The organism is Tateyamaria rhodophyticola (assembly GCF_047777875.1).
GTDB lineage: Bacteria > Pseudomonadota > Alphaproteobacteria > Rhodobacterales > Rhodobacteraceae > Tateyamaria.
In genome coordinates this window covers 216,311-231,937 of record NZ_CP180518.1, presented here as the reverse complement: position 1 = coordinate 231,937, position 15,627 = coordinate 216,311, and the positions used below count along the sequence as shown (strand labels likewise).

Genomic DNA, 15,627 nt, shown 5'->3' with positions numbered 1-15,627 from the left:
GATTTGGTTTGTGATCTCTCGGCCATTCGATCTCTCAATCTACAAACGTCTTTAGAGGAAAAGCTGCATGCAGGACGGCTATATCGCCGAGGACGGCACGTACAATACAGGATCGCCAGGTCTGTTTGGGTCGCCCGTGCTTGTGCGGGAAGGCGACGAAGACTTTGCCGAAGTCGTCTCCGGCTCTGCGGAAGAGCTTTTTATGTACGGCCGCACGCATTCTGAGGTTTTTCGCGACTTCACCAGCCAATTAACGACGCCGCAGGCGATCGCGCAGTTCGGGCACGGTTTCATCTCTTATCCCGACGATATCCGGTGGTTCCTTTATGGTGTAGCGGCCTGGGCCAACCTTCTTGGACCTGAGGCGAAGGACCGCAACACACAGACGATCGACCGGTTCACGGAGGTGGTTATCGGCGATGGCTCGCCATCCTTCAAAGCGAGGTCAACGGTCCTCTTCGGTGCGTATCTGAACCACACGGTGATGCGGAATCTTGCTGGATTCTCTGGCCGAGTGGCAGGCGGGTTTGTAATCAAGCTTGTGATGCAGATCGCCCTGAACCGATATGGCGTAGGTTTCCTGCACCCGGACAGTTGGGTCCCTAGCCGTACTCCGTTCTTCTTGAAGCCGATGTTTCTTCTCGTGTCGGTGGGGTCTGTTGTTCGTCTGGCCGAGAAGCACTTTGACCAATACGGAAATCTCAACAGCATGTCCCTGACAGACATCCTGGTGTCAGCGACGACCGGGCAAGACATCCCGGGCGAAGGGGCGCGCTTTTCGCGGCAGACCGGCGCCAGTTTGGCGCAGCAACTGGAATCGTCGCTCATGTTCTGTCAGGCCGATATCCGTGAAGCCAATGATATCTCTTTCGGCGAGGGAACAGTCAGTGCGGACAGGATCGAAAGCGAGATCCGTGGCATGGAATCCGACGCTTTCACCATCGGGTCGCGGCTTAGATACGCATCAAACGACGATGATTTCTACAATGCCATAGTCAGCGCCCACAACCTTGCCATTCAAGCCCGCCAGATGGGATGTCAGGCAGAAGGGCTGGAGACATTTATCAATCTGATGGATCCGACGGTGGCGTTGTGCCTTGATCTGTTTCTCGAAGGGGTCAACGCGGTGCTCATGTCCCAGTCGGGTCACTATGAGTACTGGGAGGTCTTCATGCGCGACCTTGCAAGGCTTGAGACCCTGAACACGCCAGGGCTGGTCGTTGAGGATTGACCATGTTGATCCTCACGGGCGGGCAGTCAACGTTGCCACCGAGGCCAATGTGGACGAGTTCGCAACCGCATGGCCCGTAAAGCGCACAAAGCTGGTTATCACCAACTAATGCAACAGTCCCATGCATTGCTGTGCTACCGGAAGTGTCCCCGCCTGGGGCTAGATTTTCCGCCCTTGGATCACACAGACGGGCTGGATGTGCCTGGCAATTTCATCAGCGTTGCTGGGACGAAGGAGCGAAGATGGCAAGACGACCCAGACGGAACCACAGCCCTGCACCCGTCAACCATGATTTCATCTTGGTTCCATGGGAAATGTCGGCCCAAAACGATGGTTATTGCCGAAGCCAAAAACGTCCGGCGAAACTCAGTAAGTCACTCCTATTTGCGAGTTGAGCTTGGCGAGGTTAGCGTAAGGAATGCAGAGGTTTTTGACCGTTGAGTGCTGCATTGCACAGCTCGAAATCTAAAGTGCTACGTAGTTCAAGACAGCCACAAAATTCTGTAAAACCAGTAATGTACCTACAATTATGAGACTTAGTTCGAGAGCGTTATCCCTCGCCTTCCTCTTCAGTCTTATCAAGGTTCTTTTGGGAGCCATTGCTCTTATCGGTCTTGGCTTTCGATTTGATCCGGTCCACTCCGAGCCAAATGGAGAACCCTCCAGCAATGATGGCCACAATCCGGGAAACCAGATCGATTATCACGATTACTTCCATGTGCTAGCCTGCGAATCAGCTGTAGGGCTAGCTCCTCAATTTAAGCACGTTTGTTGGACTTTTGTGTAAATTTTGTACCGGAATTATGATGCTAGCCGTTCATAAAATCATTATTTTTCAGCGGCTTAGGTTGTCTTGAGAATTACCGCTCCGGCGCGCAAATAAATTGTCTACTTATGTTCAGCAGGTTAGGCCGGGCAAAAACGGTTTACAAAATACTGCCCGTGACAGAGCGTTTTTACCGAATAGAGTATGCTTCGAGATGGCCTACTTGTAACCGAACTCACTCTGATCATCCGACTCGGGCACCCTGGACAGAATGAACTTATGATCCTTGGTTATCTGTCCCCCACAGCTTCAGAGCAAGACCTTCGGCCGCTCATCCAATCACTCGAAGCACATGGCGCCGAACGCATCATCTCTGACGTCGACGCAACCTCTGGAAAGAAGACATTAGGAATGAATGCCGTGCTGGGCCAGCTCAGAGCTGGGGACGTCCTTGTGGTATTAAGCTACCATCACCTTGCACGCTCACTCATGGAACTCGTCGGTATTGTAGAGAGCATCCGACAGCGCCGCGCGCATCTGAGATCATTGCGCGAAGAAATAGACACCACCGTTGAAGACGGTCAACAGGTCTTTTACGTGTTCACGTCGCTCACAGAACTGACAAAGGGAAAACCTCGATCCGACACATTGGTGGGCCGCCCTCCTGCGCTGTCCGAAGATGCGCGGGTCGTAGTTCGTCATATGCGTGATGTTGAGCGCCGTCGGCTGGATGAGATCGCGAGGATCTTTGACGTAAGCGTTCAAACCATCCGAAGAGCCTAACAACTGGAGAAAGTGAAGAAGGCGACGCCAAAAACGGTCGTTTCGGCCGGGACCATAAACCTAAGGCAAAACCCGTCATACGGCTATCTCAGATTGGGTGGGGTCAGCTGATGGCTCAAGTCCGGTAAGGTTTATTATGTGAATAATTCATCATTCTTCCAAAGAAACCTTTGATTGTACTTGTTAGCAAGTCCCAAGAATCCGTTGCCTCTAAGAAGTATGTTGCGGCAGTAACTATGTATACCACCTCCGTCAAACCCGGACGAAGACTCTCATAGCGTTCCTTCGAACCTTTCACTTTCACAATTGTAAAGAACCCTGCAAGAGCCGGTGACATTGACCTGCCCCCGGAGGCTCCCTCATTCAATACGAGAGTCTGCGGATTTGGTTTTGATATTCGTCGTCGTGCTCAAGGCAAGCGCGCCGGACGCGGAGCCCTCAAATTGCTCAAGCGTCCGGCTCGCCACTGCAGGCATTTGATTTCCGAGCGATGAGTGCGGCCTGACCACTACCCGGCAGGGTATCTGCACAACCAAATCTGCCGAGAGGGGGCGCTCACCTGGCCGCCGAGCCTCTGGCATCGGCGACCGCGATCCCCGCGCCCGTTTGCGGCCCCGTCGTCGCCTGACGCCCAGCTTCTCCTCAGTGTACAGCCGATAAAGAGCTACGCCCTACAAAAGGTCCCCCGGACATTTTGCCACACGGACTCCGATGTGGTTCATGATCATACCCTTGCGCTCCAGCACCACGCCGATCCACCGATAGCCGAACCATCTTCATTGTCTCTCGGGACAGTGCCGCGCAATGCCCTGCCGGGCAGCGCGATGGGCGTTCACGCCTAACGGTCTTGGGAGCGACCTCAACGAGCCTGCACGCTCGGCGTTGCGAGATATCGTTAACCCGCATCGCCCTCGGCGCTACATCCCAGCGTTCGGTTGGCGTCGTCAGCTCTTTCCCAGCAGGTCCTTCAAAACAAGGCTCGTCCATTGTCTTCAGAGCAATGGCGGACAAGGCCTCGCTCCAGCATCGTGTCCGCCATAAGGCGCTTGAGCCTCGCGTTCTCGTCTTTTATCGCCCACAGCTTCACGACGTTCGACACTTCCCTCTCACACATGCAAAGCATGTGTTGCCGAGCAATGCTTGCCGCCGTATTTCGATTTGTGCTTGTAGAACATACCCTGGCTGAGGCCATGCTTGCGGCGCACCTCCGCAGTCGCCATCCCGTTCGTCGCTACGATTGATCCACTGGATCAATCGCTAAACGCTTGAACCCTGCTCATTAAATCATCCCGATGATCTGCGCCTCGGCGAAATGGCTCTTTCGCATCTGTTTGCTCCTTCGAAAGGTCGAGCAACCTCTGCATCACAACGAGGGAAGTTTGGGGGGGGGGCAGGTCAATTGGTTCTAAGATGCGGAGACAACCAAGCTTGTACGCGCGTACTACCATGCCGACTTCGAAGCGTTTGGATATTATGGCGCCTTGCCCTAGGGCAGGTTCATCGCGAGGAAGTCCTGATAAGCGTCTGCGATCCCGTCCCGCAGAGGTCTTACGTTGTTCCACCCCAAAGCGTGCAACCGCCCGCTGTCCATGAGTTTGCGCGGCGTGCCATCCGGTTTCGACGCGTCAAAGGTCAGCTTGGCCTTGTAACCGACGACGTCGGCAATGGTTTCGGCCAGCGCGCTGATCGTCACTTCGACCCCGGAGCCGACGTTTATGTGCTCATATTCCGAGTAGGTCTTGAGCAGGAACACAAGTGCGTCGGCAAGGTCGTCGCAGTGCAGAAATTCCCGGAGCGGTGTGCCACTGCCCCACAGCTCAACCTCGGGTGCATCCGTCTCTTTGGCGGTGTGGAATTTCCGCAAAAGCGCGGGCAGCACATGGCTCGTTTCCAGATCGTAATTGTCACCGGGGCCATAGAGGTTTGTGGGCATGGCCGAGACCCAGTCGCGGCCATATTGCGTGCGATACGCCTGCACCAGCTTGATACCTGCGATTTTAGCGATCGCATACCATTCGTTTGTCGGCTCGAGCGGGCCGGTCAGAAGACTGTCTTCGGGGATCGGCTGAGGGGCCATTTTCGGATAGATGCAGGACGACCCCAAAAACAGGAACCGGCCCACATCCGCCGCATGCGCCGCGGCACAAATGTTGGCTTCGATCATCAGGTTCTGGTGCAGGAAATCCACGGGGAAATCCGCGTTCGCCTTGATCCCGCCGACCTTGGCCGCGGCCATGACAATGGCGTCGGGCCGCGTATCCAGCATCCAATCCAGCACCGCGCGCTGATCCGTCAGATCGACCACATCGCGGCCTGCGGTGATCACCTTGCAGGGTTCGGAGGCCAGTCGGCGCACAACGGCGCCGCCCACCATCCCGCGATGGCCCGCAACCCAGATACGCTTGCCCTCAAGGTCATATGCCATGGGCTTACCCACCTTCCAGAGACACGGGCAGATCGAGCCCGTGCTGTTTCAAAAGGGCATGGCGCCGCGCTGTCTTGAGGTCAGCCTCGACCATTTCGGCGCACATCTCCTGCACGGTGATTTCCGGGACCCAGCCCAGCTTTTCCCGCGCCAGCGTCGGGTCGCCAAGCAGGGTTTCAACCTCGGCGGGGCGGAAATAGCGGGGATCAACCCGCATGAGGATGTCCCCCGGTTTGACCGCGGGTGCTACGTTATTGTCGACCGATCGAACGGTCGCCACTTCGTCCGTGCCAGAGCCGCTGAATTCCAGTTCAATGCTCAGCTCACGCGCGGCCCAGGTGATGAATTCGCGCACCGAATACTGCACACCCGTGGCGATCACAAAGTCTTCTGCCGCGTCCTGCTGCAGCATCAGCCACTGCATGCGCACGTAATCCTTGGCGTGGCCCCAGTCCCGCAAACTGTCGATATTGCCCATGTACAGACACTCTTCGAGGCCAAGCGCGATATTGGCCAAGCCGCGCGTGATCTTGCGCGTCACGAATGTCTCGCCGCGGCGTGGACTTTCATGATTGAAGAGGATGCCGTTACACGCATACATTCCGTATGCCTCACGGTAATTCACGGTGATCCAATAGGCATACAGTTTGGCCACGGCATAAGGAGAGCGCGGATGAAACGGCGTCGTTTCCTTTTGCGGGGTTTCCTGCACAAGGCCATAAAGCTCTGATGTGGATGCCTGATAGAACCGGGTTTTCTGTTCGAGGCCGAGAAAACGGATCGCTTCGAGCAATCGCAGGGTGCCGATGGCATCGACATCCGCCGTGTATTCCGGTGCTTCAAAACTGACCGCGACATGGCTTTGTGCACCGAGGTTGTAGACCTCGTCCGGTTCCACCTCACGCAGGATGCGTGTCAGGTTCGACGTATCGCTCAGGTCGCCATAGTGCAGCTTGAACCGCTGGTTCTCAACATGCGGGTCCTCATAGATGTGGTCCACACGCTGTGTGTTGAACGACGAGGCGCGGCGTTTGATGCCGTGCACTTCGTACCCTTTCTCCAGCAGAAACTCTGCCAGATATGACCCGTCCTGCCCGGTGATGCCGGTGATCAGCGCCTTTTTCATGAATGTCCTCGGCTCAATCGCGTTTCATTTGCGAGCATAGACATCTTCGTACCGCACGATGTCGTCCTCACCTACATAAGAGCCCGTCTGCACCTCGATCAGAACCATCGGGACCTTGCCCGGGTTCTCCATACGGTGCACCGCGCCCACGGGGATGTAGACGCTCTGGTTTTCGGTGACCAGCCGCACGTCGTCATCAATTGTGACGCGCGCCGTGCCTTCGACCACAATCCAGTGTTCTGAGCGGTGCACATGACTTTGCAGGGACAGCGCGGCGCCGGGATGTACGAGGATCCGTTTGACCTGAAACCGCCCCCCGATCACGAGGCTCTCGAACCAGCCCCAGGGGCGGTGATCCTTGGGGAACTGGGTCGCCTGCAATGCGCCCTGATCCTTGAGCACGGTCACAGCCTTTTTGACGTCCTGCGCACAGGACATATCCGCAACCAGCACAGCGTCGTTCATGGCCACGGCCATGATGTTGTCGAGCCCGATGCCGACCAGTTCCATCCGTTCGCCCACCGCCTGAAGCAGGGTGTTCTTGCAATCAAGCGCTGTTGCAGCGCCGCGCGTAACGACCCCGGTCGCGTCTGGCCCGCTTTCGCGCCACACCGCGTCCCATCCACCCAGATCCGACCAACCGGCGGAAAACGGCACAACGGACAACGCTTCGGCGCGCTCCATCACGGCATAGTCGATCGAAATGTCATCCGCCTGTGCCCATGGTTCGGGCGCGAGGCGGAGAAAGCCGAGGTCAACCTGTGCCTCGTCCACGGCGGCCTGCACCGGCTCCATCAGGTCAGGCGCATGAGCCTTGAAGGCTGCGATGATGTCAGACGCCCGAAACAGGAATATACCGGCATTCCACAGGAAATTGCCCGCCTCCAGCATGGACTGAGCGGTGTCCGCGTCCGGCTTTTCGACAAAGCGGGACAGTTTGACCGGCTGCCCATCGCTGGGCGCGCTCAGTTCCAGGTATCCATAGGCGGTTTCCGGGTGCGTTGCGGTGATGCCAAAGGTGACGAGATCGCCCCGCTCCACCGCGCTCAGACCCGCGCGGATCGCCTCGTGAAAGGCAGCGGCATCGGGTATGACATGATCGGACGGCGCCACAAGCATGATCGCCTGAGGGTTCTCTTTGGCAATGTGCAACGCAGCGGCCAAAATCGCTGGCGCCGTGTTGCGCCCTTCAGGCTCAATCAGAACCGCACCCGGATCAACGCCCACAGCGTGCAATTGCTCGGTCACGATGAACCGGAAATCGGAATTGGTCAGGACGGTGACAGGGGCAAAGCGTACATCGTCTGTGGCGCCGGACACGCGTTTTGCCGCGGCCTGGAACAGCGTCTCAGGGCCCATCAGTTCCACAAACTGCTTTGGGTAGCTCTTGCGCGACAGCGGCCAAAGTCTGGATCCTGACCCTCCACACAAAATCACCGGTGTGATTTCAGATTGCGGCATCACGATCCCCTGACAGTTGAAAAGCCTTGTTCCGTCCTTAGAACGCGCGCACGAGCGACGCAAGCAAGGCGGCGGTTTCGAAGGGGTGCAGGTCGTTGGGTGAGGGATACGCGGTCGGGACCTGTGTCTGGACCAGACCGCTTGATCGCCATGCGCCCCGCGACCGGTTTTCCCGGTCGCGGGGCTGAAATCCCGAGCTTAGGTCAGGATCGTCATGTCGTCTTCCAGACCGCTCAGCGAATTCACGCCTTGCAGTCGGATGACGTTCCCGTTTTCAAAGTCAAAGATGACCGTGCCCGAGCTGTCGTCGCCATAAAGGTCGATCACCTGGGCCACACTCAACGCAGTGCCGCCCCACAGGTCCGTGCTCAGATGGAGCGAGTCTGTCCCAACCTCGAAGTCGTTGATCCGGTCGCTTTCGATAACGGCGAAGTCGAAGACAAATGTATCGGCGCCGCTGCCACCCGAGACGCGATCGTTTCCGCCGCCGAGATAGATCGTGTCTTCACCCGATCCACCAAAGATACGGTCGGCCGCACGGGCCCCGGTTTGGTCGTTGTCATGAAAGACGTCGTCGCCATCGCCAAGGAATGCACGGTCCCGACCATCATCGGCGTATACGGTGTCATTGCCATTGCCCGCAAAGATGCGTTCATAGCCGCTGCCGCCATAGATCAGGTCAAAGTTGTTGCCGCCCCAGATACGGTCGTTGCCACCCTCGCCATAGATGGTGTCATTGCCATTGTTGCCGGACAATGTATCGCTGCCTTCGCCACCGTTGACCAAGTCAAAGCCGTTGTCGCCCTTGATCACGTCACCATTGGCTCCGCCATAGATGCTGTCGCTTCCGGACCCGCCATAGATCGTGTCGTTGCCGGCACCACCGCTGATGACGTCTTCGTTCAGACCGCCATCAATCATGTCGCTCTGGTTGCCACCATCGACCGTGTCATTGCCGGCCCCGCCATAGATCGTGTCGTTGCCGTTGTTTCCGTCAAGGCTGTCGTTGTCGTTGCCGCCATCCAGCATGTCCTGGCTGTTGCCACCGGACAGGGTGTCTTCGCCATTGCCGCCTTCAAGGGTGTCATCGCTTGATCCACCAGAGATCGAGTCGTTGCCGCGACCGCCGAGGATTTCATTCGCCAGGGTGTTCCCGACGACGGTGTCGTTGCCGTCACCGAGGGCTGCGTTTTCCATGTCGGTGTCGGCGTCAATGTTGGCCCACAAGCTTCCGTCGACGACAATGTCGCCTGCGGCAAACAAATCCAGGTACACATCCCCGGTGACCGCAACCATGTTGAGCCAGTCAATGCCGCCATCGGTATCAGCGATGGTCCGACGGTCCGCCTCTTGGCTGGCATACTCCTCGAAGTCCATGGTGATGTGGTGCACGGTGTTGGTGGTCGCCGCACTGCCGTGGAAATTCAGGTCAACACCCGTGACAACTCCATCATCCGCCGCAAAGTTGTCCGAGATTTCGACAACCCAATCACCGGCATTCGCCATGATACCAAGGGCCGCAGCAACGCCAAAGGTCCAGGACCCCTCGAGGTCCTCGCTGCCGCCTTCGTTGCGCAGCAATTCGTAGACTTCGCCCGTGGGCGACACCAGACGGATGCTCAGGTCACCCAGGTAGGTGTGGCTACCGAAAATGGTGACATAGATGTGTTCGACCAAAACCGATTCCGTCGTGCTGACGGTAATAAAGGTCGTGTCGTTGCTCTGGATTGCAGCTGTGCCGCTGAACGACGCCGTGGCCGTCAGTTCGTTGCTGGTCACCTGAGCGGCGTCGAACATTCGGTCCCAGACCTCGGCCATCCGCACGGCGGCAAAGGCATCGATGATGCCAAACCCGTACGAGATGTTGTAGCTCATCCCGCCGCCGTTCCAGTTGGTTGCACCGTTCGAGAACCATTCACCTTCTTCGAAACCGGACGCGCCATCGCCATAAGACGACCCTGTATGCGAGGCCGAGATTGCGATGATGTTTTGCACATCACGCCAGCCCAGACCTTCGTTGGCGTCAAGCATCAGCGCAACGACACCCGCAACCACGGGTGTGGCCGCAGACGTGCCGCCAAAGGTCGTGGTGTATTCCCCGGAGGAGTAGCCGTCGGACCCGGTTTGGTCCGTCGTTACAGATGCGGCCGGGCCTGAAATCAGCAGGTTCACACCCCAGTTGGAATAATCTTCGATGTTGCCGTTTTGATCCGCTGCCGCGACCGTGATGATCGTATGCGCGGAATTGTGACCTTCGCCCTGTGCATTGCCAAGAAGGCCAAGGCTTTCAAAGAAGCTGTCGTTGTTGTCGTTGCCTGCGGCCTTGACGATGATCGTGCCCAGACCGTCCCGGCCTGTTTCCGTCGCCGAAGACATCGCCGCCACTTCTCTTGACGCCTGACTGCTTGCGTTCGTCAGGTCGAGAAAGCTGCTGTATGTCGGTGTGTAGCCCCAGGAGTTGTTGGTGACGTCAAAGTTCTCCATCCACTCCAGGGCTTCCAGCGTTGCGGAGAAGCCGCCGCTTGGCGACAAGTCTTCCAGCAGGTCCACCCCGGTGATCGTACTGTCGTAGGCCACACCGACGCCGCCGACCCCGTTGTTCTCCGAGGCGATGATGCCGGCCACGGCTGTGCCGTGCGACGCGTCGCCATTGTTCGGCTGACCGTCATCGCTCCCGAAGACGCCGGAATAATGCAGGCTACTGTCGTAGTTTCCGTTCAGGTCCTCGTGACCCTGTTCTGTCCCGTCGTCATAAACACCGACCTGGATTCCGGTCCCGGTATAATCTTCCCACACGGCATCAATGTCGCCGATCAGGTTGAAATGCCATTGCTGAGAATAAAGAGGATTGTTTGTCACAACCATATCACGTTTCCACCAATTTTCTTGGGTTTGCCGCAGCGGTCATTCAACCGACACGAAACGCATCAAACAAGGCCCCTGCCCTGCGATGGTTTTTGCGCACCCACTCCACCATTCTGCACCCACAGGTAACGCCACAATAGTAACGATTCCGCCGCGAGATGCCATCATGTATTCCTGACTTGCATAAAACGACTTGTTCTTCGTTTCTCCGGTCGGCGCAGGATCAAGCGGTTTCAAGGCGCGAGTGTGGCAGCTGCGTGTCGATCACGTGACTTCCGCACCTTCGGCGGCTTTTGGCAAGTCGCGTTGAATTTGCGCAGCGCCCTTGATAATAGGCAAAAAAATCCGAAAGAGCATCATGCACATATTACTTGTCGGAGCAGGTCTGTCGGGCGCGGTCATCGGGCGCAAACTGGCTGAATCGGGTCATCGCATCACGATTGTAGAGGCCCGCAACCACGTGGCAGGAAATTGCCATACGGAGCGTGACGCCGACACCGGCGTGATGGTGCATGTGTACGGCCCGCATATCTTTCACACCGACGACGCCGAAGTGTGGGATTACGTCAACCGATACGCGACATTCCTGCCTTACAAGAATCGGGTCAAAACCACGAGCAAGGGGCAGGTTTTCTCGCTGCCGATCAACTTGCACACGATCAATCAATTCTACGGCAAGACCATGCGCCCGGACGAGGCCCGCGCCTTTGTCGAGGGACAGGCCGACACCTCGATCGCGGATCCGCAAACATTCGAGGAACAGGCGCTGCGCTTTGTGGGCCCGGACCTCTACGAGGCGTTCTTCAAAGGGTACACGATCAAGCAATGGGGGATGGATCCTACCGAACTGCCTGCGTCGATCCTCAAGCGGTTGCCCGTTCGGTTCAATTACGACGACAACTACTTTTTCCACCGCTTTCAGGGCATGCCAGAGGACGGGTACACGGCCATGGTCGAGGCGATCCTGGATCACCCGAATATCACGGTGCACCTGAACACCCGTTTCACCCGCGACGCGGCCAGCGACTATGACCACGTGTTCTATGCCGGGCCGCTGGATGGGTGGTTTGATTGCGCCTTGGGTCGTTTGGGATACCGCACGCTCGATTTTGAACGGTTTTCCTATGAAGGCGACTACCAGGGCTGTGCCGTGATGAATTACGGAGAAGAGGCGGTGCCCTATACGCGCATCACCGAACACAAGCATTTCAGCCCATGGGAAAGCCATTCCGGTTCCGTGCTGTACCGGGAATATTCCCGCGCGTGCGGGGTCGACGACATCCCATATTATCCGATCCGGCAGGTCCGTGAAAAATCGATGCTGGCCGATTATGTCGCGCGGGCCAAGGACGAACGTGGTGTCACCTTTGTCGGTCGATTGGGGACATACCGTTATCTGGACATGGATGTCACAATCCGTGAGGCGCTCGACATCGCGGCGCAGTTCCTCAGCAATCCGGACGCTATGCCCGTCTTTGCCAAAAGCCCGCTTTGAACGCGTCACAAGTGTACGCCGTGCTTGCCGACCGGGGTCCGCGCGGCATGGTTGAACAATCAAAGGTCCGTTGGTAGACCGGCGAAAAAAGGGACGGCCGCACCATGCAACCAAGAATGACAGATGCCGAAATTGAGCACCTCGGCAAGGAGCTTGCCCTGGCCAATCAAGTGGTCGAATACGGTGTTGGCGGCAGCACCTTGATGGCGGTCAATGCCGGCTGCACGCGGATCTGTTCTGCGGAAACGGACCTCGCCTGGATCGAAAAAGCATCGGAAAACGCAGACCTCAAAGCGGCCATGACGGATGGGCGGCTGGATATTCAGCACGCTGATCTTGGCAAGGTCGGGCGGTGGGGCATTCCCGTCGGCAAACGTTTGCGCAAGAGCTGGCTGTCCTACCCGACCGCGCCGTGGATCGTGGCGGATGCCAAACGGGTTGATCTTGTGTTCGTGGACGGGCGGTTTCGCGTGGCCAGCGCACTGACAAGTGCGCTTCTTGGGCGACAGGGTGTGCGCATCCTGATCCACGACATGACAAGCCGGCCGCGGCGCTACAGGCCGATCCGCAAATTTCTGGATGAGGTCGACCGCGTTGACAGCCTTTGTGTCTTTGTGCGCAAACCTGATGTATCGGACGCCGACCTGATGCAGCAGGCGCACCAAAGTCTGGCCAGCTACTACTGACGCGGCGCGCTGCTGTTTTCGATCTCCAGTTTCGTGTGCCAAGCCTCTGGCTGCGTCTGATCGCGGTAGCCCGTACGCCATCTGTCGACGATGGCGTCATGTTCCCGCCACATCGCCCACGCCTTGCGCAAAATGGATCCTGTGACCCGCGCGGCGCGTTTTTTGGAATGGCGCACCGTATAGCTGCGGGCACCATCGGCAGATTGATACGTGATCGTCGCCGCGCCCCAGATCGGCCGCACGGCCCCCCGCTCGGACGCGGGCAGCTTGATCCGATTGCCGATCAAGCTGAACCCAGGCAGGAGGTGACCGTTCACCGTGCATTTCATCAAAACCCGGTCCAGCCACCGATGCGGAGAGAGCCAGTTGCGGGTCGCCGCTTCTTGATGATCATCTGTTTCGCGCCAGCGTTCCGCATCCGTCAACGCACCGATCTGTTGTCGCCGCGTCGTCATATCGGCGTTCTCGGAAAAGTAATCCGGACCGGCGCGAACGTCCTCTAGTGCCAAGGCTACCGCCTCGAGCGTGTCGTAATGGGCGGAAATCAGGCTGCGCAGGTAGAACCGCAGGATGATCAGCGCAATCCCTTTGCGGCCGATATCCATTTTGGGCAGCGCCAGATGGTGCGCCAGATGGCTTCGCAGGTCCAGATAAACGGTCAACGGCGTTTCCTTGACCGAAAAATCTTCGTCCTGAAAAGACAGAACACCGGGCAGCGTCACGGTTTTGAAATCGTGCACCAGTGAAAAGCTGACATCGTCCCCGCGCACGAAAAAGGGGAACGGCATGTGTTCGACCACAGTGACCGGGAATGCGAAGTACCACCACCCGCCATAGAAATTGTCCGGTGCGGTGGCCGTGCTCTCAAACTCCATCTCAAAGGTCTGACCGGTGTCGCGCAGATCGGTGCCTTTGTGCAATGGCCTGCAAATCCGGTCGAACAGAGCCCCGTTTTCCCACAACTGCCAGCGGTGTTGGGCATTGGCAACGGCACCGGCGACCGCCGTTGCTGGATCGGTAGCATATGCTAGAAAGCGCCACGTCCGCGAAATGGCTTCCATGTGAACGGACGCGTCATCATCCATGAAAAGGCAATGGGTCGCGTCGCGCTCCTGCGCGGCGAGCAAGCCGCGCGCAAACCCCCCCGCGCCGCCCAGATTGGCGTTAGGCAAAACGGTGATGTGTGGATCAGCGGCGATGTCGGCGGTCTGGCCATTGTCCACAATGGTCAGGTGAAGATGTTCCGCGATCGGGCTTTGGGCTGCAAAGGCGGCAAAGCGTGCTGCCGTGCGCGAAACCGCAGCCTCGCGCCGAAATGTTGTCACCGACAGCATCAACTCCGGCGTCCGCCGCGGCGCGGCATCGGTCTGCCAGATGGCGTCGGTCAAATGCCCGTCTTCGAGGGCGGTCAACTCGAAGAACATGACACCACGATGGCTGAACCCACCGGGCGGGGTCACCTCAAATTCGGAGTCTGTGCCGAGGTTGATGACCTCATTGACCACGCGTTCCCATGACCGTTCCGGCTGAACGCGCCACACGACAAGCTCGAAACGCCCGGCGCCCCGGAGCTGCAAAAACAGCCGTTCGAGCCCGCAATATTTGAACCATTTCCCGGTGTTGAACGCATTGCAGTAGGTGCCGAAGTCAGCCCGACCGCCCGGGATGAAATCGATGCGGCGCGCCGATACGGACAGGGCCGCGCCGGGGCTCAGCCGGACGTAAAGATCGCGCTCCGTGCTCAAATCAGGCTCGGGCAGCATCCATTCCTGAAGCGAGCTGTGGGCGCTCATGGTTTCGGGTTGTCGCCGGAAATCGTCTTGTTGGCGACAAGCTGTTCGAGCAGCGGCGCGACAAAGCGGCTGAGCACGGCGGCGGGATCCTGCGGCAATTCCAGATGCGCCAGCGTAGCATCTTCGGATGGCAGCGGTTCCATAAACAGCGTATCGCGGCCGAAACGGCGTTGCGCCAACGCCCGGTTGCCCGCCTCATATTCGGCCAGAACCGCGCGCCGCTGGTCGTGCGGCATGATCCGTTCGCTTTGCTTTTCGGTGTTCCCAAGTGCCGTGCGGTCCACCTGCTCCAACGCAACACGCAACAGATCGCGTTCCGGCGGGGCAAATTTGTCCAGCGGCAGATGCCGGATGAACGCCACCATCTCGGCGGACATGGACGAGTTCACATGGCGGGGACGTTTCAGCTCGGAAATATCCCCCAACCCGATCATGTCACAGAAGCACGCCACCGGCCCGTCCGGCATTTGCTGTTTTTCAAAGACGGACAGCAGCACGTTTTCGGCCCCGAAGAGGTCTTCGAGGCGCGCGACATACTGGTCGTAGTGGATCCAGTGGAAACTGTCCTGATGTGCCATGAATTCATCAAAGGTGCAGTGGCTCAAGACCGGGTTCCATTGCCACTTGATGTTCTGGAAATACCAGCTTTCCAGCCACAAATCCTGGCGCCGCATGGAAAAGACGACCTTGACGTCGAACCATTCGCGGAATTCGGCCAACAGGGCCGGATCAGGCCGGATGCTGATGTCTTCGTCGCTCAGGATAATGGAATGAATGCCGCCTCTTTGTTCCGCGCGTTCAATCAGTCCCTCGGCTGTTTCCTTGACGTTGCGATTGCCGGAAAACAGCCCGTTCATCACGCGAATGTGGCGCGCCACCTTGTAGGGCAGCAGATATCCGCGCTCGGACAGCGCGACAACATTCTCTTTCATGAAGTGTTGGATGGAAGTGGTTGCCGTACGATGGCTACCGATATGCAGATACAGCGTTCGACGC

The 15,627-nt window shown here is 57.9% G+C and carries 11 protein-coding genes and 1 pseudogene; 4 read left to right on the top strand and 8 right to left on the bottom strand.

The genetic code is table 11. The features are described from left to right. Positions 1-67 precede the first annotated feature (67 nt). Positions 68-1,231, top strand: coding sequence for a hypothetical protein (locus ACERHN_RS01140; RefSeq protein ID WP_415918915.1), 1,164 nt, complete (start codon positions 68-70; stop codon positions 1,229-1,231). Positions 1,232-1,781: 550 nt separating this feature from the next. Here ACERHN_RS01140 and ACERHN_RS01135 read toward each other — a convergent pair. Beyond that, entirely contained in the window at positions 1,782-1,949 is a 168-nt protein-coding gene (locus ACERHN_RS01135; RefSeq protein ID WP_415918914.1) for a hypothetical protein, read from the bottom strand. A gap of 327 nt (positions 1,950-2,276) precedes the next feature. Here ACERHN_RS01135 and ACERHN_RS01130 point away from each other — a divergent pair, with 327 nt between their 5' ends. After that, positions 2,277-2,780, top strand: a complete 504-nt coding sequence (locus tag ACERHN_RS01130; protein ID WP_415918913.1) for a recombinase family protein — start codon at positions 2,277-2,279, stop codon at positions 2,778-2,780. Positions 2,781-3,331: 551 nt separating this feature from the next. Here ACERHN_RS01130 and ACERHN_RS01125 read toward each other — a convergent pair. The 5 genes and pseudogenes from ACERHN_RS01125 to ACERHN_RS01105 form a co-directional block, all read right to left on the bottom strand. Next, positions 3,332-4,018 (bottom strand): annotated as a pseudogene (locus ACERHN_RS01125) (hypothetical protein); the annotation flags it as partial. Between the two features lie 248 nt (positions 4,019-4,266). Then, positions 4,267-5,205: a GDP-L-fucose synthase gene (gene fcl, locus ACERHN_RS01120; protein WP_415918912.1), complete on the bottom strand. Its 939-nt coding sequence runs from the start codon at positions 5,203-5,205 to the stop codon at positions 4,267-4,269. A gap of 4 nt (positions 5,206-5,209) precedes the next feature. Beyond that, positions 5,210-6,331, bottom strand: coding sequence for a GDP-mannose 4,6-dehydratase (gene gmd, locus ACERHN_RS01115; protein WP_415918911.1), 1,122 nt, complete (start codon positions 6,329-6,331; stop codon positions 5,210-5,212). 24 nt (positions 6,332-6,355) lie between these two features. Beyond that, positions 6,356-7,792 (bottom strand): mannose-1-phosphate guanylyltransferase/mannose-6-phosphate isomerase, encoded by a 1,437-nt coding sequence (locus ACERHN_RS01110; protein ID WP_415918910.1) that lies wholly within the window; start codon positions 7,790-7,792, stop codon positions 6,356-6,358. Positions 7,793-7,990: 198 nt separating this feature from the next. Then, on the bottom strand, positions 7,991-10,657 hold the full coding sequence (locus ACERHN_RS01105; RefSeq protein ID WP_415918909.1) for a S8 family serine peptidase: 2,667 nt from the start codon (positions 10,655-10,657) through the stop codon (positions 7,991-7,993). Between the two features lie 358 nt (positions 10,658-11,015). Here ACERHN_RS01105 and glf point away from each other — a divergent pair, with 358 nt between their 5' ends. Together glf and ACERHN_RS01095 are read left to right on the top strand one after the other, a co-directional pair. After that, on the top strand, positions 11,016-12,152 hold the full coding sequence (gene glf / locus ACERHN_RS01100) for a UDP-galactopyranose mutase (protein ID WP_415918908.1): 1,137 nt from the start codon (positions 11,016-11,018) through the stop codon (positions 12,150-12,152). A gap of 116 nt (positions 12,153-12,268) precedes the next feature. After that, positions 12,269-12,838 (top strand): hypothetical protein, encoded by a 570-nt coding sequence (locus tag ACERHN_RS01095; protein ID WP_415918907.1) that lies wholly within the window; start codon positions 12,269-12,271, stop codon positions 12,836-12,838. Here ACERHN_RS01095 and ACERHN_RS01090 read toward each other — a convergent pair. Both ACERHN_RS01090 and ACERHN_RS01085 read right to left on the bottom strand, forming a co-directional pair. After that, positions 12,832-14,631: a hypothetical protein gene (locus tag ACERHN_RS01090; RefSeq protein ID WP_415918906.1), complete on the bottom strand. Its 1,800-nt coding sequence runs from the start codon at positions 14,629-14,631 to the stop codon at positions 12,832-12,834. The genes ACERHN_RS01095 and ACERHN_RS01090 overlap by 7 nt on opposite strands. Continuing rightward, positions 14,628-15,563: a hypothetical protein gene (locus ACERHN_RS01085; protein ID WP_415918905.1), complete on the bottom strand. Its 936-nt coding sequence runs from the start codon at positions 15,561-15,563 to the stop codon at positions 14,628-14,630. Before ACERHN_RS01085 ends, ACERHN_RS01090 begins: the two co-directional genes overlap by 4 nt. Positions 15,564-15,627: the final 64 nt, after the last annotated feature.